The organism is Pseudomonas sp. B16120, from assembly GCF_044218845.1.
In the GTDB taxonomy this organism is placed as follows: Bacteria; Pseudomonadota; Gammaproteobacteria; order Pseudomonadales; family Pseudomonadaceae; genus Aquipseudomonas; species Aquipseudomonas paracarnis.
Window position 1 is genome coordinate 593,368 of the sequence record NZ_CP162588.1, and the last position, 22,761, is coordinate 616,128.

The 22,761-nt window shown below is 61.6% G+C and carries 17 protein-coding genes and 2 pseudogenes; 5 read left to right on the forward strand and 14 right to left on the reverse strand.

Annotation, left to right across the window (positions count from 1 at the left end):
* Positions 1 to 43 precede the first annotated feature (43 nt).
* From AB4P90_RS03090 to AB4P90_RS03115, 6 genes are read right to left on the reverse strand one after another with little or no spacing between them, the layout of a single operon-like run.
* Positions 44 to 1,714, reverse strand: a complete 1,671-nt coding sequence (locus AB4P90_RS03090; protein ID WP_395605653.1) for an AMP-binding protein — start codon at positions 1,712 to 1,714, stop codon at positions 44 to 46.
* Positions 1,711 to 2,256 carry a membrane protein gene (locus tag AB4P90_RS03095; protein ID WP_014716602.1) on the reverse strand — a complete coding sequence of 182 codons (546 nt, stop codon included), beginning with the start codon at positions 2,254 to 2,256 and terminating at the stop codon, positions 1,711 to 1,713. The genes AB4P90_RS03090 and AB4P90_RS03095 overlap by 4 nt, the downstream gene beginning before the upstream one ends.
* Positions 2,253 to 2,507 (reverse strand): acyl carrier protein, encoded by a 255-nt coding sequence (locus AB4P90_RS03100; RefSeq protein ID WP_003187949.1) that lies wholly within the window; start codon positions 2,505 to 2,507, stop codon positions 2,253 to 2,255. The genes AB4P90_RS03095 and AB4P90_RS03100 overlap by 4 nt, the downstream gene beginning before the upstream one ends.
* A 9-nt stretch (positions 2,508 to 2,516) precedes the next feature.
* Positions 2,517 to 2,786 (reverse strand): phosphopantetheine-binding protein, encoded by a 270-nt coding sequence (locus AB4P90_RS03105; protein WP_034125597.1) that lies wholly within the window; start codon positions 2,784 to 2,786, stop codon positions 2,517 to 2,519.
* Entirely contained in the window at positions 2,764 to 3,576 is an 813-nt protein-coding gene (locus AB4P90_RS03110) for a 1-acyl-sn-glycerol-3-phosphate acyltransferase (protein WP_020301661.1), read from the reverse strand. The genes AB4P90_RS03105 and AB4P90_RS03110 overlap by 23 nt, the downstream gene beginning before the upstream one ends.
* The gene (locus AB4P90_RS03115) at positions 3,552 to 4,271 is read right to left on the reverse strand and encodes a beta-ketoacyl synthase chain length factor (protein WP_014716605.1); all 720 of its coding nucleotides are present in this window, start codon (positions 4,269 to 4,271) and stop codon (positions 3,552 to 3,554) included. The genes AB4P90_RS03110 and AB4P90_RS03115 overlap by 25 nt, the downstream gene beginning before the upstream one ends.
* Positions 4,272 to 4,587: 316 nt before the next feature.
* Here AB4P90_RS03115 and AB4P90_RS03120 point away from each other — a divergent pair, with 316 nt between their 5' ends.
* Entirely contained in the window at positions 4,588 to 5,358 is a 771-nt protein-coding gene (locus AB4P90_RS03120; RefSeq protein WP_020301660.1) for a ParA family protein, read from the forward strand.
* A gap of 485 nt (positions 5,359 to 5,843) precedes the next feature.
* Positions 5,844 to 6,061: pseudogene (locus AB4P90_RS03125) on the forward strand (DUF6124 family protein).
* Between the two features lie 131 nt (positions 6,062 to 6,192).
* On the opposite strand, the gene trxC reads toward AB4P90_RS03125, so the two are convergent.
* On the reverse strand, positions 6,193 to 6,627 hold the full coding sequence (gene trxC / locus AB4P90_RS03130; protein ID WP_102666017.1) for a thioredoxin TrxC: 435 nt from the start codon (positions 6,625 to 6,627) through the stop codon (positions 6,193 to 6,195).
* Between the two features lie 81 nt (positions 6,628 to 6,708).
* On the opposite strand from trxC, the gene AB4P90_RS03135 reads away from it, so the two are divergent.
* Complete coding sequence (locus tag AB4P90_RS03135; RefSeq protein WP_032904074.1) at positions 6,709 to 6,933, forward strand: hypothetical protein; 225 nt, start codon at positions 6,709 to 6,711, stop codon at positions 6,931 to 6,933.
* Between the two features lie 41 nt (positions 6,934 to 6,974).
* Here the strand turns inward: AB4P90_RS03135 and selO are convergent, their stop codons facing one another.
* The 5 genes and pseudogenes from selO to AB4P90_RS03160 form a co-directional block, all read right to left on the reverse strand.
* A complete protein-coding gene (gene selO / locus AB4P90_RS03140; RefSeq protein ID WP_020301658.1) occupies positions 6,975 to 8,438 on the reverse strand; it encodes a protein adenylyltransferase SelO in 1,464 nt (487 codons plus the stop codon).
* 48 nt (positions 8,439 to 8,486) lie between these two features.
* The gene (mscK, locus tag AB4P90_RS03145; protein ID WP_014716611.1) at positions 8,487 to 11,870 is read right to left on the reverse strand and encodes a mechanosensitive channel MscK; all 3,384 of its coding nucleotides are present in this window, start codon (positions 11,868 to 11,870) and stop codon (positions 8,487 to 8,489) included.
* Positions 11,871 to 11,919: 49 nt separating this feature from the next.
* Positions 11,920 to 13,662 (reverse strand): potassium/proton antiporter, encoded by a 1,743-nt coding sequence (locus AB4P90_RS03150; RefSeq protein ID WP_014716612.1) that lies wholly within the window; start codon positions 13,660 to 13,662, stop codon positions 11,920 to 11,922.
* A 241-nt stretch (positions 13,663 to 13,903) separates the two neighbouring features.
* Entirely contained in the window at positions 13,904 to 14,776 is an 873-nt protein-coding gene (locus AB4P90_RS03155) for a methyl-accepting chemotaxis protein (protein WP_370694794.1), read from the reverse strand.
* Between the two features lie 30 nt (positions 14,777 to 14,806).
* Positions 14,807 to 15,529 (reverse strand): annotated as a pseudogene (locus AB4P90_RS03160) (MCP four helix bundle domain-containing protein); the annotation flags it as partial.
* A gap of 277 nt (positions 15,530 to 15,806) precedes the next feature.
* Here AB4P90_RS03160 and AB4P90_RS03165 point away from each other — a divergent pair.
* Both AB4P90_RS03165 and AB4P90_RS03170 read left to right on the forward strand, forming a co-directional pair.
* A complete protein-coding gene (locus AB4P90_RS03165; protein ID WP_003187970.1) occupies positions 15,807 to 16,037 on the forward strand; it encodes a hypothetical protein in 231 nt (76 codons plus the stop codon).
* Positions 16,034 to 16,327 (forward strand): cell division protein ZapA, encoded by a 294-nt coding sequence (locus AB4P90_RS03170; protein ID WP_003187971.1) that lies wholly within the window; start codon positions 16,034 to 16,036, stop codon positions 16,325 to 16,327. The genes AB4P90_RS03165 and AB4P90_RS03170 overlap by 4 nt, the downstream gene beginning before the upstream one ends.
* A gap of 3 nt (positions 16,328 to 16,330) precedes the next feature.
* Here the strand turns inward: AB4P90_RS03170 and AB4P90_RS03175 are convergent, their stop codons facing one another.
* Together AB4P90_RS03175 and putA are read right to left on the reverse strand one after the other, a co-directional pair.
* Positions 16,331 to 18,133 (reverse strand): acyl-CoA dehydrogenase, encoded by a 1,803-nt coding sequence (locus tag AB4P90_RS03175; RefSeq protein ID WP_038448593.1) that lies wholly within the window; start codon positions 18,131 to 18,133, stop codon positions 16,331 to 16,333.
* A 241-nt stretch (positions 18,134 to 18,374) separates the two neighbouring features.
* Positions 18,375 to 22,328, reverse strand: coding sequence for a trifunctional transcriptional regulator/proline dehydrogenase/L-glutamate gamma-semialdehyde dehydrogenase (gene putA, locus AB4P90_RS03180; protein WP_395605654.1), 3,954 nt, complete (start codon positions 22,326 to 22,328; stop codon positions 18,375 to 18,377).
* Between the last annotated feature and the right edge of the window lie 433 nt (positions 22,329 to 22,761).

Below are 22,761 nucleotides of genomic sequence, written 5' to 3' on the forward strand. Positions count from 1 at the left end.
GGAGCGGGCTTGCCCGCGATTGAGCACGAAGTGCTCACCCGGCTTATGCATGCGCGGCCTCCAGCACGATCCGCCCGCTTGAGCACGCCGCAACCCCATTGCGATAGGCGAAGTACAGTTTGCTACGCTCCCGATCAAAGCGCAGGTGCAGTTCGATGTGATCGCCCGGGCGTACCAGTTGTTGGAACTTGAGCACTTCCATACCGGCGAAGGTGCTCGGCAAGTCGAGCAGTTGCTGGCCCAGGTTGAAGGCCCATTCCACTTGCACCACGCCGGGCAATACCGGCGTGACCGGGAAGTGCCCGCTGAAATAGGCCAGGTCCGGTGGGATGCTCAGTTGCAAGGTCCATTCACCTTCGGTTTCGACTTGCGCCAACACCTCTGGGCCCTTGGGGCGAGGCGCCAGCAACAAGGCTTCGACATCGGCCTGAGGCAGCTTGCCCTGGCTGTTCAGCGGCAGTTGGCGCAGCAAGCGCCAGCGGCGCGGCAAGGCCAGGGCCTCGCAATGTTGGCTCAAGTGCTGGCGCAAGGTTTGGGTGAGCGTGCGGCGGCCCTGGTTGCGCAGGGCATGCAAGCCATCGCTGCTGAGCACCACCAGCGCGCCGAGGGAGGCGCGGTTTTCCTGCACCACGCCCAAGCGGGTTTCGGCGACCCACGGGTGGGTCATCAACGCCTGTTCGAGCATCGGCAGGGAGATGCGTTTCTCTTCCAGCTTGACGATACGGTCCAGGCGGCCCAGCAACTCAAAACGGCCATCGGCATGGATGCGTGCAGCGTCGGCAGTCTGTTCGATGTGCCCTTCGGGCAGGTATTTTGATGCGATACGCAGAGCGCCGTCGGCATCCTGGCTCAGTTGTACATCGGCAAACGGCTGCCAGGGTTGCGCACCCTGGCGCCAGGCGATGCCGCCGGTTTCCGAGCTGCCGAGGATTTCCGTCGGCCATTGCTGTAAACGGTCGTAGAGGCGGCCGGCAGCTTCAATCGGCAATGCACCGCCGGAGGAAAACACTCGCGCAACCTGGCTCAGTGCCGGCCAGTCGAGGTTGTCGCCCATGCGCTTGAGCAACGCCGGGCTGGCCACCCAGGCAAATTGCCGGTGCTCTCGGCTGGAGCGCTGCATGTCTTCGGGGAACGCCAGTTGTTTGCGCACAAAGGTGCGACCTGCGCACAGCGGCCACAGCACGCGAAACAGCAAGCCGTAGATATGCTGGGTGGCGACACTGCCGATGATGCAGGCGTCCTTGAGGTCTTTGCCCCACAGGGCCTCCAGCGCCTCTACTTCATTGGCCAACTGGCGCAGGGACTTGTCGATGCGCTTGGGCTCGCCGCTGGAGCCGGAGGTGCACAGGCTCAGTTGGCAAGTGTCCAAGTCGAGGGCGGCGGCGCTCAAGGGCACTTGATACAGCGCGTCCAGGTCGCTGGCTTCGACCAGCCAGGCATCCACGGCAGTGGCCCAGCGTTGGCGCGTCTGGGGTTGCAGGTCGGCGGGCAGCAGCACGCTCGCGCCTGCGCGCCAGGCGCCCAGCAGCGCAATCGCCAGCAGCCCGGCGTCTTCCAGGTGCACGGCCAGGCGCCGGATACCCCGGGCTTGCAGGCCCGCCGCCAGGCTCAGCGACTGCTCCCACAGTTGCGCGTGATTCATGAGGGGCTCGGTGGTCACCCCGCGATCTTGCAGTGGCTCAAGCAGCAAATGCTCAAGTTTCAACCCTTTCATACGCGGCCTCGAACCCTTTGTCGTACCAGCCATTCCACGGCAAACAACAGCCCCATCAGCCCGTAGGCGATCAGGCCGTTGTACAACGTCCACCAGCTCAGCGGTGCCCACAGGGTGAGCGCGGCGGCGAGCAGGCCATTACAGAGAAAAAACACACTCCACACCAGGGTGACCCGGCGGGTATACACCACCGCGTGGGGCGGCAGGTGCGGGTCGGTCATGCGTGCCAGGCGCTCGACCATCGGCGGGCCGTATTTCAGGCTCAGGCCGAACAGCGCCAGCATGAACCCGCTGACCAGGCTCGGGTACCAGCGCAGCCACTGCGGGTTATCGAACCATGCCAGTGCCAGGCAAAACACGATCACCACCACCGCCATCCAACGGCTGCCCGGGCGCCGCGCAGCGGTGAGCGCGCGCAACAGCCACAGGCTGCCCAGCAGCAAGCCGAACTGCCAGGGTGCAAAATGCTCGGTGCCGTAATACACGGCGAAGGGGTACAGCAGCCCCGCCAATAACAGGCCAAGGCCGATCAGCCGGCTCATGCGGCGGGCTGGACCAGACGGTACACCGCCTCTACCACGTCGTTCACCGTGCGTACCGCCTTGAACTCTTCGGCGGCGATTTTCTTGCCGGTCTGGCGCTTGATGTGGTCGATCAGGTCCACGGCGTCGATGCTGTCGATTTCCAGGTCCTGGTACAGGTTGGCGTCGAGGGTGACGCGTTCCGGGGGCAGTTCAAACAGTTCCACCAAGGCGTCGCGCAGGGTGTTGAAGATATCGTCACGAGTTTGCATGGTACGGTCTCAAGCTGCCTGTCGGGCCGTGACGAATGCCGCAAGGCTGGCCACGTTGGTGAAGTGATTGCGGGTGTCCTTGGCGTCGGCATCGATTTTGATGCCGTATTTTTTCTGAATCGCCAGGCCCAATTCCAGGGCGTCGACCGAATCCAGGCCCAGGCCTTCGCCAAACAGGGTCTGGTCGCTGCCAATATCGTCGGGGCTGATGTCTTCCAGGCCCAGGGCCTCGATGATCAGCGTCTTTATGTCGTGCTCAAGGCGGTGTTGGTCGCTCATCTTCGGCGAGCTCCTTAATGAAATAGTGATGCAGGTGATCGTTGAGCTTGCGTGAAGCCTGGGGCGCGGGCCCGACTGCGGCAAACGCTTGTGGCTCTATATCGGCGCCCACGCGCAAACTGAAGTGAAATCGACGGTGGGGGATGCGATACCAGGGTTCGGCCTTGGTCAGGGTGGTGGGGCTGACCTTGATCACCACTGGCGTGATGATTGTCGCACCACGCAGCGCAATGGCCGCACCGCCGCGATGAAAGGCCGGCGCCGCGCCCGGCGTGGTGCGGGTGCCTTCGGGAAAGATGATCAGCGTCTGGCCGGCGCGCAGGGCGTCGGCTGCGGCATCGAGCATGTCGGCACTGCCGTCATTGCTGATATAGCCGGCATCGCGCACCGGGCTGCGGGTGAACGGGTTCTGGAACAGGCTCTGCTTGACCACGCAGTTGGTCTGGCGCATCAGGCCGATCAGGAACACCACGTCGATCAGCGACGGGTGGTTGGCGACGATCATCTGGCCAGGGCGGCCAAGCTTTTCGGCACCCTCGACGCGGTACGTGAGAATGCCCAGGCCCTTCATCAGGCGAATGAAAAACCAGAACAGGCAACTGATGGTGTGGCGTGCGCGCCGTTGATGCTGGCTGGCGTCGCCCGGCAGGCAACTGAGCAACGGAAAGACCAGCAAACGCAGGCACAGCCCGCCGATGCCAAACAGGCAAAAGCTGAGGGCCGTGGCGAACAGGCGCCAATAATAGGCCTGCCGTGGCTTGTGGGTCAGGGCTTGCGTTGCCAGTTCCATACTCGGTTCTTCCAGGCATGTTGGCAGGCGCCCTGTTCGGTCAGCAGGGTGCGCAGCAGGTTCAGGGCGTGGGGCCACTGGGTTTGAGTGAGTTGGACAGTGCCGGTGGTGAGTTCCAGTTGCCACTCGTCGCCCGGCGTGAGCAACAGGCCGAGGGCGTAGGGGAAGGGCACATCCCTAATCCAGCTGGCGTAGGCGTGGGGCGGTTGTTCTTCGGTGATCACCAGCAATACGGCGGCGGCGCCTTCGTTGAGCAATGCGGCGGCTTCGAGCAGGCCGTGTTCGAGGCCATCGCCGGCGGCGGCGAGGGCGGTCATCTCGCTGGTTTCATTGCGCAGGATCGACCACAGGCCAATCACCGCGTTATGCACCGACAGGCTGAACTGAGTGGGCGACAGCGGCTGCTCGTTGGCCAGGTCACTGAGGATGTCCAGGGTGCGCGGGGTTTCGCCGTGGCGGGAAATAAACACCAGTGGCAGGTCTTCAAGGCCCTCGGCCAGCGGCCAGCCGACGCTGAACGCCATGCGCGCCAGCCGGCTCAGACGGCGGCGCTGCATGGCTGGCAAAAATGACACATCGGGGGACGCTTCGCTGACAGGCGGCAACACCGGGTCCCGGCACCAGGCGTACCAGTCGTCCGCACTCGCAAGGCCGGGAGCCCAGGCGCGCCATTGGGCGATGTTGAAGTTGATCACTGAGAAGTTATCCCGCCCCTGCGGGCTTCCATGTGCGGCCAATGGCCCCGGATTCCGGGACAGGGAGCAATGGCCGTATGGCGCGCATTATCCCGGTGCCGTGGGGTTCTAGCAAATAGTGGTGAAAGTTTGTTCACTATTGATCACAAATAAGTTGGAAGAATTTGCAGATTATCGGCGATCAAAGGCCGGACTCGATCGTTACGCGGTTTCCATTCATTTGTGAGCCAGACAGTGCGCAAGGATGAACGAGGTAGCTAACCGGCGCTTTTGCGCTCTACACTCGGGGGATTCATTGATACACGGAGGTTTTTCCATGCGGCGCGTGGTGTTCAATCAAAAAGGCGGTGTGGGCAAGTCCAGCATCGCCTGCAACCTGGCGGCGGTCAGCGCCAGCGAAGGTTATCGAACCCTGTTGGTGGACCTCGATGCACAGGCCAACTCAACCCAGTACCTCACCGGGCTGACGGGTGACGACATCCCCATGGGGATCGCGGATTTTTTCAAGCAGACGCTGTCTTCCGGGCCGTTTTCGAAGAAGAACAAGGTAGATATCTACGAAACGCCGTTCGACAACCTGCACGTGATCACCGCCACCGCCGAACTGGCAGACCTGCAGCCCAAGCTCGAAGCCAAGCACAAAATCAACAAGCTGCGAAAGCTGCTGGATGAGCTGAGCGAGGATTACGACCGGATTTACCTGGATACGCCTCCGGCCTTGAACTTCTATGCGGTTTCGGCGCTGATTGCCGCTGATCGCGTGCTGATCCCCTTCGATTGCGACAGCTTCTCGCGCCAGGCGTTGTATGGCCTGCTAGCAGAGATCGAAGAATTGAAGGACGACCATAACGAAGGCCTGGAAGTGGAAGGCATCGTGGTCAACCAGTTCCAGGCCCGGGCGAGCCTGCCGCAGCAGATTCTCGATGAGTTGATTGCCGAAGGGCTGCCGGTACTGCCGGTGTACCTGGCCAGCTCCGTGCGTATGCGCGAGTCGCACCAGGAGAGCAAGCCGCTGATTCATCTGGACCCACGGCATAAGCTGACGCAGCAGTTTGTGGAGTTGCATAACTTACTTGAGAACGCCTGACCCCACAGGCAACACCGAACACTGTGGGAGCCGGGCTTGCCCGCGATGAGGGCGGCACATTGAGTCAATGTGTCGCCTGGAACACCGTTATCGCAGGCAAGCCAGCTCCCACAGTTTGGATTGCATGTCGGCAGGTGAGTTGGATTTGTCCCACAAGGTATGTAGGAAGGGGCTGGCAATTGGGCTTGTGCCTTGTAACCTTGTCTACAGCTACGCCAGAATCCGCCGGCTTGTGCGTCTGGATGGGCGTCTCTAAGGTTTGCCGGTCGCTGAATGTTCAGTGATCGGGTTTAGTAGCCCGACCGACCAAAGCATGTGCACCTGCTCCAAAAGCATGGCGTTTATCGCCTATCTGATGGTGGCTGTGCGCAGGGCACCTTCGGGTGCGCCGGTCTTTGCTTTGTTCCCCGGTCTACTAACCTGCGTACAGCTGCCACCCTTCGTTTAGTAGCGAAACGGTAGTGGCCCTATCAGGGAACAAATGCATGTCTATCCGTCTTTTCAATGTTTCACCCAACCTCCCCACCGAACCCTCGTACTCAACAGCTACGAAACCTTCTCCTCAGTGCGCACCTTGCTGCTCAACCTGTCCAACGACCTCACCGGCGAACACCGCGACGTAGCGCTGGCCATCCACCAGTTAAGCGAACTGGGCGTCATGCTGGTCAGCCAGATGATGGACCACGAAGCCCCGCTGACCTAACGCATGAAATGCATCTAATGTGGGAGCTGGCTTGCCTGCGATGGCATCACCTCGGTGTACCAGGCAGACCGAGTCGCCTGCATCGCAGGCAAGCCAGCTCCCACATTGACCGAGTTGATGGAGGGGGATGTTTACACCCCCTGGCTACGCAACCAACTCATCAACTGCGGCAACGGAAACGCCCCACTCTGGCGCGCCACTTCGCGGCCGTTCTTGAACAGGATCAAGCTGGGAATCGAGCGAATCCCCAGCTGAGCCGACAGCTGCTGGTTAGCCTCACTGTCCAGCTTCGCCAGCCGGCACTTGCCTTCCAACTGCCCGGCGGCCTGTTCGAATATCGGAGCAAACGACTTGCACGGCCCGCACCAGTCGGCCCACACATCGACCAGCAGCGGCAGGTCGCCCTTGATCTGGCTGGCATAGTCACCCTGTTTCAAATCAAAGGGTTTGTTCAGCAACACCGACTGCTTGCAACGCCCGCACTTGGGCGCATCACCCAGGCGTTCGCCGGGGATGCGGTTGAGGCCGTTGCAATGAGGGCAGGGGATTACAAGAGATTCGGACATCGGGGGCTCCTTGGGGGCGGCTATTGGCTTCAATCTGGTGTCGGCGACGCGGTTTATCAACACGCGAAAAAAGGACAAAGCATGAACCACGCTCTAAAACTGGCCATTGAACATTGGCCTTACGTTGCAACGCTGCTGCGCAAACCCCAAACCGAGGATGATTATGGCGTCCTGGTCGAGGCGATTGATGAGCTGCTCGATATCACAGGAGAAGATGAAGACCATCCAATGAGTGGGCTACTTGACATCATTTCTGACTGGGTGGAGGCCTATGATCTGGAGCATCAGCGTATGCCTCAGATCTGATGAGCCTACTCACCGCAGAATAATCCGACCGTCTTTAGGACTTACGACGAACAACTAATCTCCAAATGCTTGCCCCAATCCGGCGGTCGTTGCGCGTACTGCTCCATCCCCGCTTGTTCCTCAAACGGTCTGGTCAGCACGTCATGCAGCCGCCGCACTTCGCTGTAGTCGCCTGATTCGGCGGCGGCGATGGCGTTTTGGGCCAGGTAGTTGCGCAGGATATATAGCGGGTTGACCGCGTGCATGCGCTCACGGCGCTGTTCCTGGGTGTAATCCCCGTCCCGCGCCACGCGGGCCTTGTACTGCTCGGCCCAGGCGTCGAACCCGGCCAGGTCGACAAAGTCATCACGTAGCCGCGCCACGGCCAGAGCAGCGGGTTCATCGCCCAGGTGGCGCAAGAACAGCGTGTAGTCCACGCCGCTGTTCTGCATCAGCTTGAGCAAGCGCTCCACCAACTGCTGGTCGGCGTCTTCGGCGGTGGTCAGGCCCAGGCGGCGGCGCATCAAGTCCAGGTAGTGCGCCTGGTACAGCGGCAGGTACAGGCCGAGGGCTTCTTTCAGTGCGTCAACGCTGATAAACGGCGTGAGCGCCTGGGCCAAGGCGCTGAGGTTCCATTGCCCGATCGGCACCTGGTTGCTGAAGGAGTAGCGGCCTTCATGATCGGAATGGTTGCAGATGAAGTGCGCGTCAAAATCATCGAGAAACGCGAAGGGCCCGAAGTCGAAGGTAATGCCCAGGATCGACATGTTGTCGGTGTTCATCACGCCGTGGCAAAAACCATAAGCCTGCCACTTGGCGATCATTTCGGCGTTGCGCTCGACGATCTCGCGGAACATCGCCAGGTAAGGCTCGGGTTGCTCGCGGCATTCGGGGTAGTGCAGGTTCAGCACGTGCTCGGCCAGTTCGGCCTGTTGCTCAGGCTTCTTGGTGTAATAGAAATATTCGAAGTGCCCGAAGCGAATATGGCTGTGGGCCAGGCGTAAAACCATCGCCCCGCGTTCCTGTTTCTCCCGCCATACCGGCGTGCTGGAGCCGATCACGCACAGGGCGCGGCTGGTGGGGATGCCCAGCGCATGCAGGGCTTCGGAGGCGAGGAATTCACGAATCGAAGAGCGCAACACCGCCCGCCCGTCGCCCATGCGCGAGTAAGGCGTCATCCCGGCGCCCTTGAGGTGCAAATCCCAATGCTCGCCGGCCTCGTTATAGACCTCGCCCAGCAGCAACCCGCGGCCATCGCCCAGTTGCGGCGTGTAGCCGCCGAATTGATGCCCGGAATACACCATCGCCCGTGGCTCGGCTTCGGCCCACAGTTTGTGGCCGCCAAACAGTTCGGCAAACACGGAGGTTTCGGCCACGGCCGGGTCGAGGTCGAGCAGCGCCATGGCGGCCTTGCTCGCTACCACCAGGCGCGGTTCGTCCAGGGGTTCTGGCAGAACGTGGGTTGAGAACGCATCGCCCAGGCGTGCGAAGCGATTGTCGAAGGTCAGTTCGTCGAGGGCTTTCACCGGCCATCTCCAGCAGAATGTCCGAGCATTCTGCTGGGGATAGGGCATTTAGTCGAGTTTGCTGGGTGGCGGCTCCGGCGCATCCACCACTTTGCCCGCAGGTGGCTCTGGGGCGTCGGGCTGGTCGACGGGCTGCACAATGGTCTTGCGCTCATCCTCGGCCGGCACCAGTTTGTATTCCTGGCCGTGGAGGTTTTTCAGGTAGATCTCCATCTGCCGGAACGAGATGTTGATGTGCTGTTTCTTGAACTCACGGTTGATAAAGCGGTTGACCTCGTCGAGCACCGGGTTGCGGTCGCCCAGGTCGCGCACGTGCATGCGCAGCTCGTGGTCCAGTGTGCTTTCGCCGAAGTTGAGGAAGTACACATGGGGTTCCGGTTCTTTCAGGACCCGAGGGTTTTCCCGAGCGGCTTTCAGTAACAGTTCCTTCACCAAGTCGAGGTCGGAGCCGTAGTCCACGCCGAGTTTGAGGGTCACCCGAGTGATGGTGTCGGTCAGCGACCAGTTGATCAACTGCCCGGTAATGAAGGTCTTGTTGGGGACAATGATGTCTTTATTGTCGAAGTCGGTAATGGTGGTGGCACGAATACGGATCTTGCTCACCGTACCCGACAGGTTGCCGATGGTAATGGTGTCGCCGATGCGCACCGGGCGTTCGAACAAAATCATGATGCCGGAGATGAAGTTGGCGAAGATCTCCTGCATGCCGAAACCCAGGCCCACCGACAGCGCGGCCACCAGCCATTGCAGCTTGTCCCAGCTCACACCGAGGGTGGAAAGGGTGGTGACAAAGCCCACGCCGGCAATGATGTAGGACAGCAAGGTGGTGGTGGCGTAGGCACTGCCTTGGGCCAGGTCGAGCTTGGACAGCACCAGCACTTCCAGCAGGCCGGGCAGGTTGCGCGCCAGGGCGAAGGTGATACCGATGATAATCGACGCCCCCAGCAGGTCGCCGATGCTGATGGGCACCATGCTGATATTCGCACCGGTACCGCTGGTGTATTCGTACAGCGTGACGTTGTCCAGGTAGGAAAATACCGAGATCAGGTCCGACCACACCCAATACAACGCCGCGATAAAGCCGCCGAGCAGGGCCAGGCGGATCAGGCGCATGGACTGTTCGTTGACCTGCTCGATGTCCAGGGTCGGCTCTTCGATCACCGCTTCGCCGTCACCGGCCTCCTTGGCTGCCTGGCGTTTGGCCAGGGCGCGGGCGTAGGCCAGGCGCCGTGCGGCAACACCCAGGCCGCGCACGAAGGTGGCTTCGATCACCAGCCAGAACATCAGCAGGTACAGGGTGTTGATCAGCCGGTCACTGAGTTTCAGCGCGGTGTAGTAATAGCCAAAGCACACGGCAATAAACAGCGCGATGGGCAGGGCGGTGAACACCACCCCGATCGCTTTGCGAAACAATGAGGCCTTTTCGTGGGTTGGGCTGTTCAGCAGCAGGCGGCCCAGCAGCCAGGCCATCAGCCCGTAACAGGTCAGTACCACGGCGATACCCAACACGTCGTCAGCCAGCGCGGCCGGTTGATGTTCGGCAATTGCGACCACGGCCACCAACGCCAGTACCACCAGCCCGAGCTTGCGTATCCAGCCTTGCAGGAATTCGACCTGCGGCCTCTCCCAGCGAAAGTGCAGCTCCGCCACGCCGCCCGGCGCGAGGATGCGGTAGGCGGTGTAGAACACCAGCCAGGCTTGGGCGATCTGCAGCAAGGCCGCGCCCAGGTTGGCGTTTTGCCCGCGGGCGTCGATCTGCAACGCGTAGCCGCACAGCGCCAGGCCCAGGGCCACGGGCATCGCCAGCAGGATGTTGATCAGGATGGCCTGCGGCGTATGCCATTGGCTGTCGCGCTTGAAGTGGCCGATGTCCTGGTGAACCTTTTTCAGGCGCACATACAGCGCATTGCGCCGCCACAGCAGCGCGCCGATCAGCAACAGCAACGGCAGGAACAGCAGCGGGCGTTGGGTCAGGCCGTCATACAGCTCGCTGACGCTGGACGCCCAGGGCAGGGTGGTGACCTGCTTGCTCAGGTGCGCCGGTACGGTTTCCAGCCATTCGGTGTCCAGCGGCTTGTTGCTGGGGATCCAGAACATTTGCTCGTCGAGCGTGGCGCGCAGGGTGCTGGCGGTGCTGAGCAGTTGTTTCTGGTTCAGTTGCAGGGTGATGGATTCGTTGAGCAGTGCGCTCAGTTCGCGGCTCAGGCGTTCCAGCAGGTCGCTGCGGGTGATCGCCACTTCCAGCAGGGTGCGGCGCAGTTGCGGGGTGACTTCATCTGGCGGCTGGTTGGCCAGCAGGTTGTCCACATAGGCGCTGGGGGAGGTGATCAGCTCTCGCTGTTGGTTGACCTCGAACTGGTACAGGCGAATGTTGGCGATGTCGTCGGCCAGGTCTTTGTCCACGGTCAGACGCGGCAGGGCCTGCTTTTGTTTATAGAGAATCTTGGACAGCAGCAGGCTGCCCTTGAGCACGTTGATCTGCTCGTCCAGGGCCGAATCGCTTTGGGTCACGGTGTCCAGTTGCTGCTTGGTCTGCAGGTTTTTCTGGGTCAGGTCGTTGAGGCGGTCGGTGCTTTTGAGCAGGTAGTCGGACAGCTTCAGGTTGTCTGCGCTTTCCTTGGCCAGGATGCTGCTGCCCCCGGCTTTCTGCGCTTCGATGGACTGTTGGGTCACCGTCTGCTGGGACTGGGCCAGGCGTTTCTGGTTGATCAGGGTTTGCAGGTCCTGGATTTCTTGCTCCAGGCGTGCGGTTTTTTCCTGGATCAGGTCGTGCTGGCTGTTGCCCAAGTCTTGCAGTTGGCTGTTGCCGGCCAATTCCTGGCGGCGCAGGGGAATCAAGGCATTCAGGGCCGCCAGTTCGGCGTTGAGCTGGTTGCGCTGGTCGCTGCTGAGGGGCTTGCCGTTGTCTTTGCCAAGCTTGAGCGTCGCGTTGATTTGCTGGATGCGCGTCTGGCTGCTGCTGATTTCGGTCTGGGCGCGCTCGGGGCGGGTCTGGGCGGCGATGGTCAGGCTGTTGGCGTCGGCCAGTTCTTTTTGCAGGTCGCCTTGCTGGGTGCTGCGTTGCACCAATAACTGCTCAAGCTGCGGCACCGGCAGGCTGGCGTAGCGTTGGGCCACCGGAATGATTTTGGTGGCCTTGAGGCGCGCCAGCTCACGCTGGTTCTCATTGGTCTGGCGCGGGGCCTCTTCCAGCTGGCGCTTGAGGTCGGCCAGGCGCTGCTCGTAGTCCTGCTGATTGCCCAGGTAGGTCAGGGTCTGTTGCAGGGTCGCCTGCAGCGCCTTCATGTCGGCGTCAGGCAGCTTGCGGTCGGGCAGTTTATCCAGGCTTTGCTGGACGGCTTCGGCGCTGGGCGGGTCGGCGGCGTATACGCTGCCAACACAAAGGGTCAGGCCCAGCAGGGCAGTGGCGAGAAAAGTACGCAGGGTTGGCATAGAGACCGGTCTTGCAAAGTGAAGAATCGGGGCGTCGTTGTCCCGCAGTTTAGAGGAAGAGTCCGGGGCCCGGGCGACTTCCTTCGGGGAATCTGACGCCGACTTTGCCAATCTTGTTCCCGTCCATGACCGCGACGGTCCAGATGGTGTTGTTCCACTCCACCTGGTCGCCGACTACCGGTGCACCGCCCACCTTCTGGGTGATGAAACGGCTCAGCGGCATGTCCGGGTCGATACCCTCAAGCTTGAGCCCGTACAAGGCGGAAACCGCGCCCAGCTGGGCGTCGCCTTCGAGGACGAAGTCGCCGAAGAAGCGCAAATCGAGGCCCCGTTGCGGTGCCTGGCTGAACAGTTTGCCCAGAGCCGGCAGGTTGTGTTCGTGGCCGATCACACAGAGCAAATCGTCGACTTCCAGCACCGTACTACCCGACGGATGGAGCAGTTGTTGGCCACGAAACAGCGCGGCGATGCGCGTGCCTTCGGGCATTTTCAGCTCGCGCAGGGCCGCGCCGATGCACCATTTTTCTGCGCCCAGGCGGTAGACGAACAGCTCCCACTCGCTGGTGACGTGCACTTCCAGGGCCGCGCGGGAGATCGGCGCCGGGTCCGGCGGTACGGTGACTTTGAGCAACTTGGCCACCCACGGCAGGCTGGTGCCCTGCACCAACAGCGAGACCAGCACGATAAAGAACGCCAGGTTGAAGTACAGCTGTGCATGGGGCAGACCGGCCATCAGCGGGAACACCGCGAGGATGATCGGTACCGCGCCGCGCAGGCCGACCCAGGCGATAAAGGCCTTTTCGCGCCCGTGGAACGCTTTGAATGGCAGCAGGCCAACCATCACCGACAGCGGCCGGGCAAACAGGATCATCCACAGCGCCAGGCCCAGGGCGGGCAGGGCGATGGGCAGCAAATCGTGAGGCGTGACCAGCAGGCCCAGCACCAAGAACATCCCGATCTGCGCCAGCCAAGCCATGCCGTCGAGCATATGCAAAATGCCATGGCGGCTGCGCACCGGGCGGTTGCCGATCACCAGCCCGCACAGGTACACGGCGAGGAAGCCGCTGCCGTGCAGGGCGTTGGTCAGGGCAAACACGAACAGGCCGCCGGCGATCACCAGGATCGGGTACAGGCCGTTGGCCAGGTTGATGCGGTTGACCAGTTGCAACATCAGCCAGCCGCCACCCAGGCCTACCAGGCCACCGATGCCGAATTCGCGGATCAGGTGCGTGAGCAGGCTCCAGTGCAGGCCGGTCTGGCCGCTGGCGAGCATGTCGATCAGGGTGACGGTGAGGAACACCGCCATCGGATCGTTACTGCCCGATTCGATTTCCAGGCTGGCGCTGACCCGCTCGTTGAGGCCCTTGCCGCCCAGCAGTGAGAACACCGCCGCGGCGTCCGTGGAGCCGACAATGGCACCAATCAGCAGGCCCTGGATGATATTGAGGTCGAACAGCCAGGCCGCGGCCATGCCGGTGAGGCCGGTGGTAATCAACACCCCCACCGTGGCCAGGGACAATGCCGGCCACAGCGCCACGCGGAAACTCGCCACCCGGGTGCGCAAACCGCCGTCGAGCAGGATCACGGCGAGGGCGAGGTTGCCCACCAGGTAGGCGGTCGGGTAGTTATCGAAAATGATGCCACCGCCATCGACCCCGGCGGTCATGCCCACGGCCAGGATAATCACCAGGATGGGGATCCCCAGGCGTGACGAAAGCGAACTCACCAGAATGCTCGCAGTCACCAGCAACGCGCCGATCAAGAACAGGCTGTTGATGGTCGTCGCATTCAAAGGCAGTACTCCAGGGCAGGGGAAGACAGGACGCAAACTGACCATGCAGTCTGCGTGCCAGGGATTCTAACCTGTTGAATTGCTGCGCTGTCAAAAAGCTTTTGTGGCTGCGCATCGATCAAATGTGGGAGCTGGCTTGCCTGCGATTGCGGTGTGCCAGGCGCCAGGGGCGTTAGCTGATAGATTGCTATCGCAGGCAAGCCAGCTCCCACAAGGTATGCGGTGTGAGCAAAGGCTTATTTCAGAGGCGGAACCTTCCGACCATCCCATTCAGGTCCACCGCCAACCGCGACAACTCGCCGCTCGCCGCACTGGTCTGGCTGGCGCCGGTGGCCGATTGCACCGACAGGTCACGGATATTCACCAGGTTGCGGTCCACTTCCCGCGCCACCTGGGCCTGTTCTTCCGCCGCGCTGGCGATCACCAGGTTGCGCTCGTTGATCTCCACAATCGCCGTGTTGATGGTGTCCAGCGACAGGCCCGCGCCTCGGGCAATGTTGAGTGTCGATTCGGCCCGCTCGGTGCTGTTACGCATCGAATCCACTGCATGTTCGGTACCCGTCTGGATACTGCCGATCATGCGTTCGATCTCGCTGGTGGACTGCTGGGTGCGATGGGCAAGGGCCCGTACTTCATCGGCCACCACGGCGAAACCACGTCCGGCTTCGCCGGCGCGCGCAGCTTCAATCGCTGCGTTCAGGGCCAGCAGGTTGGTCTGGTCAGCCAGGCCACGGATCACGTCCAGCACTTTGCCGATATCCCGCGATTCATTGGCCAGATCGCCAATCAGGGACGCTGTGGCCTGCACATCGGTACTCATGCGTTCGATGGCGCTAACGGTTTCCTGCACCAGGTCGCGGCCGTCGCCGGCAGAGGTGGTGGCGTTGCGCGAGGCTTCGGAGGTGCTCACCGCGTTGCGTGCGACTTCTTCCACCGCGCTGGTCATCTCGTTGACGGCAGTGGCGGCCTGTTCGATTTCGTTGTTCTGCTGGGTCAGGCCACGGGCGCTTTCGTCGGTGACCGCATTCAGCTCTTCAGCGGCAGACGCCAGCTGGGTAGCGGAGCCGGCGATACGTTGCAGGGTGTCGCGCAGTTTGTGTTGCATCTTGGCCATGGCCGCGAGCAGGCGTCCGGCTTCGTCGTTGCCGTCCACGGTGATCGGGCGCGTCAGGTTGCCTTCGGCCACTTCTTCGGCGGCTTCTAGCGCCTGGGCGATGGGCAGGGTGATGCTGCGTGTCAGCAGCCAGGCGAACAGCAAGGTCAGCGCCGTGGCAACCACCAGCAGGCCTACCACCAGGTCAAAGGCCATGTCGTATTGGTCTTTGGCGCGCTGGTTGGTGGCGTTGGCGTCGTCGTTATTGATATCCAGCAAGCGGGTCAAGACCGCATTGACCTGCTCGGAGTTGTCCAGCAACTCGGTGTTGAGCAGGCTGCGCAGCTCGTTGACCTGATTGGCGCGAGACAGGCTCTTCATGCGCTCTTCAATCTGGCGGTACTGACCCAGCAAGCGCACGTACTCGTTGTAAGCGCTGCGCTCTTCGGTGCTGGTGATCAGTTTTTCGTAGATGTCCTGGGCTGTGCGAATCTGCTGATTGCGCAGTTCGAAGGCTTCCAGGGTCTTTTGCTGTACATCTGGCTCGCGGTTGGTCAGCAAGCGGTACGACAGCACGCGCAGGCGCAGGGTCAGTTGGGTGAATTCATCCAGGGCGCGAATGCTGGGCACGCTGGCCGAGGTGATGTCTTCGGTGGCTGCACGAATTTTGCTCATCTGGTTCAGGGCGAACACACCGAGCAACAACATCAAGGCGCCAATAAACGCGAAGCCAAGGAAGGCCCTCGGGGCGATATTCATATTACGAAGAGACATGCTGGAGTCCTGGGGGAGGCGCTATCCATGCGGCCATGAGACGAGGTGTGCCCGCCTTATCGGCCCTGCGACTAAAGTCTTAAGGGGGCGCGCGCTTTTGTCGCATCGGACCAGGGGTTGGGTGAGTTCAGGAACCAGATCGGGTAAATGCAGTCACTAAGGCTCGAAAGTGCGGCCCGGCCTTGCAACATCGGGCTGCGCGGCCGGGGATAACCCTGGCATCCGAGGTGAATTTTCTTTATCGTCACCGCCCTTTTTAAACGCCCGAGAAATCAAAATGTTAGAAGCATCCCTCAGCCAATTGGAACAACTGGTCAGCGACCTCGTACAGCAGAATCAAGAACTGCTGGGCAGCAACGAATCCCTCAAGGCCGAGCTGGCCCGCGCCAAGGACGAAAACGACAGCCTGCAACTGAACCTGATGGAACAGGAAGAAAAGCACGGCGCCACCGCCGCCCGCATCCAGGCGCTGGTTGAGCGTGTAAGTGCAGGGCCTGTCAGCGCATGAGTGAGGGCATAAAGGTCGTTTCGATTCTCGGAGAGGATTACTCGATCAAGGCACCGGCCGGCGAAGATCAGACCCTGATGCATGCCGTGACCATGCTCAAGGCCTCCCTGGCGGTTACCAAGAAAAAGTACCCGACCCTGATCGGCGACAAGCTATTGGTACTGGCCGCGCTGAACCTGTGCGCCGAGCAGATTGAAATGCAACAGGCGCACCAGCAGGAACTCGACCGTTACCAAGAGCAAGTCAGCGCCACGGTCGATGTGATTTCCAAGGTGATCGGTCAGCCCTGAGGGCTAGAACCACTCGTCTTGCATGCCCAGGCACGTATCGTCGCGTGCTTCCAGAATCGCCAGTTCATGATGGCAGCTCGGTACTTCCCAAGTCAGGAAGTACCGGGCGGCCTGGAGCTTGCCCTTATAAAAAGCCGCGTCAGCCGCTTCCCCTTTGGCCAGCCCTTCTTCGGCGCGGATCGCCTGTTCCAGCCAGCGCCAGCCAATCACCGTGTGCCCGAACACTTTCAAGTACAGCGCCGAGTTCGCCAGGCTGCTGTTGACCTTGCCTTGGGCGAGATCGGTCAGCAGGCCAATCGTGACGCTTTGCAGCCGGTTTACCAGTTGCTCCAGAGGCTCTCGCAGTGCCGTAAGTGAAGGGTGCTTTTGCGCCCGGGCTCCGGTTTCGGCGATCAGGCGAATCAATTGCTTCAAGCCGGCACCACCGTTCTGCGCCAATTTGCGCCCGAGCAGGTCCAGGGACTGGATGCCGTGGGTGCCTTCATGGATGGGGTTCAGGCGGTTGTCGCGGTAGTACTGCTCCACCGGGTATTCGCGGGTGTAGCCGTGGCCGCCGAGAATCTGGATCGCCAGCTCGTTGGCCTTGAGGCAGAACTCCGACGGCCAGGATTTGACGATGGGCGTGAGCAGGTCGAGCAGTTCGTGGGCTTGCTTGCGCTCGGTGTCGGTTTGCAGGGTGGTGGTGTCGTCGAATAGCCGCGCCGCGTAGAGTCCGAGGTCAAAGGCGCCTTCCACATAGGCTTTCTGGGTCAGTAGCATGCGCTTGATGTCGGCGTGCTGGATGATCGCCACCGGTGCGGTGCTCGGGTCTTTACTATCAGGCAGGCGCCCCTGGGGCCGTTCGCGGGCGTAGTCCAGGGAGTAGAGGTAGCCGGCGTAACCGAGCATCACCGCGCCCATGCCCACGCCGATGCGTGCCTCGTTCATCATCTGGAACATGCAGCTCAGCCCCTGGTGCGGCTTGCCCACCAGATAGCCGACACAGTTGCCGTTATCGCCAAAGTTAAGCGCCGTGGACGTGGTGCCGCGCCAGCCCATCTTGTGGAACAGCCCTGCCAGCAGCACATCGTTGCGAGCGCCCAGGCTGCCGTCCTCGTTGACCAGGAACTTGGGCACGATAAACAGCGAAATGCCCTTCACGCCTGCGGGAGCGTCCGGCAATTTTGCCAGCACCATATGCACGATGTTTTCCGACAGCGAATGGTCGCCACCGGAGATAAAGATCTTGTTGCCCTTGAGCCGATAACTGCCGTCAGCCGCGGGTTCTGCACGGGTACGAATGTCCGACAGGGAAGAACCGGCATGGGGCTCGGTCAGGGCCATGGTGCCGAAGAAGCGCCCGTCGATCATTGGCTGCAGGAAGCGTTGTTTCTGCTCCTCGGTGCCGAAGCTTTCGATCAGGTTGGCGGCGCCCATGGTCAGGAACGGGTAGGACGTCGAGGCGGCGTTGGCCGATTGGAAGTGCGCGAAACAGGCCTGGGACAACAGGGTCGGCAGTTGCATGCCACCTGCTTCAAAGCTACGTGCTGCGTTGAGGAAGCCGGCCTCCAGGAAGGCGTCTACGGCGGGTTTGACTTCCGGGATCAGGATCGCTTGGCCGTTCTCATAACGCGGTTCGTTTTCGTCGTTCTTGCGGTTGTGGGGGGCGAAGTACTTTTCGGCGATGCTGCGCGCCGTGCTGATTGCAGCGTCGAAAGTTTCGCGGTTGTGCTCGGCAAACCGCTCGCGCTGGGTCAGGCCCTCGGCATCGAGGACTTCATACAGCTCGAAAGCCAGATTGCGGGAACTGAGCAGCGTCTCGGACATGGCGGCGTACCTTTGAAGGAATTGGCCTGAGTCTAAGTGCGCGAATGTAGGGTGGCTAGCAAGATTGATCTAAGTGATAGAGGGGCAGAACGCTGGCGAGGCATCGAGATCGTTCCCACGCTCTGCGTGGGAACGCCTCTTTTGACGCTCCGCGTCACGCTTCTGGACGCAGAGCGTCCTTGAGCTGCATTCCCACGCGGAGCGTGGGAACGATCAGCCGCGATCAGCCGCGTTGTGTCAGTTAGCCGATGGTCATCAGGCTGGCGTTACCACCCGCCGCGGCGGTGTTTACGCTCAACGCACGCTCGATCACCAGACGCTCCAGCGCAATCGCCGTTTCGCCTTGCGACAGCCCATGCACCCCAACAATCGCCCCACCGCGCTGCGCCACTTGCTGGCACACCGCACGCAGTTGGTCGGAATCACCGTGATGCAGCACGGCGTCAAACACCACGTCGTCCTTGGTCCAGTCAGCCACGCGCTTGATCTTCGCCTGAATCTCTTTAGGCAGACGTGGGAACAAGGCCTTGGTCAGCTCGGTTTCCGGCCATACCGCCGAACCACCGACGGCCAATACCCCCGCCAGTTGGGTCAGCAGGTCGCCTTCCACTTCGGCCAGGCACAGTACGTGCTCGCGCGGCAGGATGGCGTAGCTGTTGCGCTCGCCGGTCGGGCCGGCCAGTTGGCGGGTGATACCGCTTTGCGACTGGGCGGCGAATTGCGTGCACAGGGCGCTCAGTTCACTGAACTTATTGCCGTCGGCCCAGGTTTTCAGGGCGGTCAGCGATTGGCTCATGGCATCACGCAGGCGCACATCCGGCGCGGCCAACTTGTCGCCCCGTACGAAGGATTGCTCGATTGCATCGGTAGGACGAGTCGACAACAAGCGGTACAGGTACAGCGGGCCACCGGCTTTCGGGCCAGTGCCCGACAGGCCTTCGCCGCCGAACGGCTGCACGCCGACCACGGCGCCAACAATGTTGCGGTTGACGTAGACGTTACCGGCATTGACGTTGTCGATCACCTTGGCGATGGTCTCGTCGATGCGCGTGTGCACGCCCAGGGTCAGGCCGTAGCCGGAAGCGTTGATCTGGCCGATGAGCTGGTCGATCTCTTTGCGCTTGTAGCGCACTACGTGCAGCACCGGGCCGAAGATCTCGCGTTGCAGTTCGTCGAAGCTTTCCAGCTCGATCAGGGTCGGCATCACGAAGGTGCCGCGCTTGATCTCTTCACCGTCGGCAATCGCCACCTGGTAAACGTTGCGGCCTTTGTCACGCATGGCCTGGATGTGTTTCTCGATACCGGCCTTGGCTTCGGCGTCGATCACCGGGCCGATGTCGACCGACAGGCGTTCCGGGTTACCCAGGCGGCATTCAGCCATGGCGCCCTTGAGCATTTCGACCACACGGTCTGCCGAATCTTCCTGCAGGCACAGTACGCGCAGTGCCGAGCAACGTTGACCGGCGCTGTCGAAGGCCGACGACACGACGTCGATCACCACTTGTTCGGTCAGCGCCGAGGAATCGACGATCATCGCGTTCTGTCCACCGGTTTCGGCGATCAGTGGAATCGGGCGACCCTGGGCATCCAGGCGACCGGCGACATTGCGTTGCAGCAGGCGCGCCACTTCGGTGGAACCGGTGAACATCACGCCTTTGACGCGATCATCACCCACCAGACGGGCACCGACGCTTTCGCCCTGGCCTGGCAGCAATTGCAGCACACCTTCGGGAATACCGGCTTCAAGCAGAATACGTACGGCCTGGGCAGCCACCAGCGGCGTCTGCTCGGCAGGCTTGGCCAGCACCGGGTTACCGGCAGCCAGCGCTGCAGCTACCTGGCCGCTGAAGATGGCGAGGGGGAAGTTCCACGGGCTGATGCACACCACCGGGCCCAATGGGCGGTGGGCGTCATTGGTAAAGTCGTTGCGCGCCTGCACCGCGTAGTAACGCAGGAAGTCCACGGCTTCACGCACTTCGGCGATGGCGTTGGCGAAGGTCTTGCCGGCTTCACGGGCCAGCAGGCCCATCAGCGGCTGGATCTCGCCTTCCATCAGGTCGGCGGCGCGTTCCAGGATGGCAGCACGTTCGGCGGGCGGGGTGGCCTGCCAGATCGGCGCGGCGCTGATGGCGCACTGGATGGCGTTGTCGACGTCTTCGACGGTGGCTTCCTGTACCTGGCCGACCACGTCACGCAGGTCGGATGGGTTCAGAACCGGTTGTGCCGCTTCATTGCTGGCGGCGCAACCGAGCATCGGTGCGGCTTTCCAGTTGTTGTGAGCAGTGGCGAGCAGGGCGCAGGACAACGAGGCCAGGCGATGTTCGTTGGCCAGGTCGATACCGGCCGAGTTGGCGCGGTCGCTGCCGTACAGGTCACGCGGCAAAGGGATGCGCGGGTGCGGCAGGCCGAAACCGCCCTCCTGGGTTGCCATTTGCTCGATGCTGGCCACCGGGTCGGCTACCAGTTCCTGGATCGAGATGGACTGGTCAGCGATGCGGTTGACGAACGAGGTGTTGGCGCCGTTTTCCAGCAGGCGGCGTACCAGGTAGGCCAGCAGCGTTTCGTGGGTACCGACCGGCGCGTACACACGGCACGGACGGTTCAACTTACCTTCGGAAACCTTGCCTACAACCTGTTCGTACAGCGGTTCACCCATGCCGTGCAGGCACTGGAACTCGTACTGGCCGGGGTAATAGTTCTGACCGGCGATGTGGTAGATAGCCGACAGGGTGTGGGCGTTGTGCGTGGCGAACTGCGGGTAGATGACTTCCGGCACCGACAGCAGTTTGCGCGCGCAGGCAATGTAGGAAACGTCGGTGTACACCTTACGGGTGTACACCGGGTAGCCTTCCAGGCCTTCGACCTGGGCGCGCTTGATTTCGCTGTCCCAGTACGCGCCTTTTACCAGGCGGATCATCAGGCGATGGCGGCTGCGGCGGGCCAGGTCGATGACGTAGTCGATCACATACGGGCAACGCTTCTGGTACGCCTGGATCACAAAGCCGATGCCGTTCCAGCCAGTCAATTGCGGCTCGAAGCACAGGCGTTCGAGCAGGTCCAGGGACAGCTCCAGGCGGTCGGCTTCTTCGGCGTCGATGTTCAGGCCGATGTCGTACTGCTTGGCCAGCAAGGTCAGCGACAGCAGGCGCGGGTACAACTCGTCCATCACCCGCTCGTACTGCGCACGGCTGTAGCGCGGGTGCAGGGCGGAGAGCTTGATGGAGATGCCCGGGCCTTCATAGATCCCACGGCCATGGGAGGCTTTGCCGATGGAATGAATGGCTTGTTCGTACGAGGCCAGGTACTTCTGGGCGTCGTGTTCGGTGAGGGCGGCTTCACCGAGCATGTCGTAGGAATAGCGGAAGCCCTTGGCTTCGAACTTGCTCGCATTGGCCAGGGCTTCGGCGATGGTTTCGCCGGTGACGAACTGCTCGCCCATCAGGCGCATGGCCATGTCGACGCCCTTGCGGATCATCGGCTCGCCGCTCTTGCCGATGATGCGGCTCAGGGACGAGGTCAGGCCCGCTTCGTTGTGGGTCGACACCAGCTTGCCAGTCAGCAGCAGGCCCCAGGTGGCGGCGTTGACGAACAGCGAAGGGCTGTTGCCCAGGTGTGGCTGCCAGTTGCCGGTGCTGATCTTGTCGCGGATCAGCGCATCGCGGGTGCCTTTGTCCGGGATACGCAGCAGCGCTTCGGCCAGGCACATCAGCGCCACGCCTTCCTGGGACGACAGGGAAAATTCTTGCAGCAGGCCCTGAACAATACCGGCACGGCCGCCGGCACTCTTCTGATTGCGCAGTTTTTCGGCAATGCTCGCGGCCAGCTTGTTGGTGGCTTCGGCCATCGGCGCCGGCAGGCGCGCCTGTTCGATCAGCATCGGCACCACTTCCGGCTCGGGGCGCCGGTAAGCGGCGGTGATTGCGGCACGCAATACCGATTGCGGCAGGATGCTCTCGGCGAACTCAAGGAAGCACTGGTGGGCGTGGTCGGCCTGGACCTCGCCGGCATCATCGGCCTCCTTGCTGCTCAAGCCATTGAGCTCGGACAGGGTTGCACCACCCTCGAGTTTCTCCAGGTAATTGAAAATCGCCTGCTTGATCAGCCAGTGCGGCGTACGATCAATGGAGGTCGCGGCGGCCTTCAGGCGTTCGCGGGTCGGGTCGTCGAGTTTGACCCCAAGGGTGGTCGTTGCCATTTTTTTATCCTCATGGGTGCCACTACCGAGTGGCATCTGCTGGCGGCAAGATTAGCTTTGCCCATCCCGAGGTGCAACCGGGTGCAACCCTTTTGTTGGTTAAATGTTCGACGCTTGATCGGAAAAAAATAAACAGGCGACCGAATCCGCTCCGCGCTGGTGCATTTGCTTCTGAGATCGGCTGTTCTTGCTCCGAAAAGGAGCAAAAAAAGCGCGTTTGTCCTAAAACATACTTGGGTGCAACTTAATCGGCAGAAACTGGTTGCACCTTATTTGCTTTGTTGAATAGCATTCGCGCACCAAGGTGCAACCAACCCTCAGGGTGGGTTCATCGGCTGGCGGCTTTCCTGGGGAAACGCCAGTCATAAATGCGCGGCATGCAGGTTCGTCTATCCGGTTATCCACGGGTGGCCGTCCCCATGACCGTCGCTAC

Bases quoted from the DNA above. Each gene is read 5' to 3' on its own strand.
- AB4P90_RS03090 (WP_395605653.1), bottom strand. From the start codon at position 1,714: ATGAAAGGGTTGAAACTTGAGCATTTGCTGCTTGAGCCACTGCAAGAT.
- AB4P90_RS03095 (WP_014716602.1), bottom strand. From the start codon at position 2,256: ATGAGCCGGCTGATCGGCCTTGGCCTGTTATTGGCGGGGCTGCTGTAC.
- AB4P90_RS03100 (WP_003187949.1), bottom strand. From the start codon at position 2,507: ATGCAAACTCGTGACGATATCTTCAACACCCTGCGCGACGCCTTGGTG.
- AB4P90_RS03105 (WP_034125597.1), bottom strand. From the start codon at position 2,786: ATGAGCGACCAACACCGCCTTGAGCACGACATAAAGACGCTGATCATC.
- AB4P90_RS03110 (WP_020301661.1), bottom strand. From the start codon at position 3,576: ATGGAACTGGCAACGCAAGCCCTGACCCACAAGCCACGGCAGGCCTAT.
- AB4P90_RS03120 (WP_020301660.1), top strand. From the start codon at position 4,588: ATGCGGCGCGTGGTGTTCAATCAAAAAGGCGGTGTGGGCAAGTCCAGC.
- trxC (WP_102666017.1), bottom strand. From the start codon at position 6,627: ATGTCCGAATCTCTTGTAATCCCCTGCCCTCATTGCAACGGCCTCAAC.
- AB4P90_RS03135 (WP_032904074.1), top strand. From the start codon at position 6,709: ATGAACCACGCTCTAAAACTGGCCATTGAACATTGGCCTTACGTTGCA.
- mscK (WP_014716611.1), bottom strand. From the start codon at position 11,870: ATGCCAACCCTGCGTACTTTTCTCGCCACTGCCCTGCTGGGCCTGACC.
- AB4P90_RS03155 (WP_370694794.1), bottom strand. From the start codon at position 14,776: ATGGCCAAGATGCAACACAAACTGCGCGACACCCTGCAACGTATCGCC.
- AB4P90_RS03165 (WP_003187970.1), top strand. From the start codon at position 15,807: ATGTTAGAAGCATCCCTCAGCCAATTGGAACAACTGGTCAGCGACCTC.
- AB4P90_RS03170 (WP_003187971.1), top strand. From the start codon at position 16,034: ATGAGTGAGGGCATAAAGGTCGTTTCGATTCTCGGAGAGGATTACTCG.
- AB4P90_RS03175 (WP_038448593.1), bottom strand. From the start codon at position 18,133: ATGTCCGAGACGCTGCTCAGTTCCCGCAATCTGGCTTTCGAGCTGTAT.
- putA (WP_395605654.1), bottom strand. From the start codon at position 22,328: ATGGCAACGACCACCCTTGGGGTCAAACTCGACGACCCGACCCGCGAA.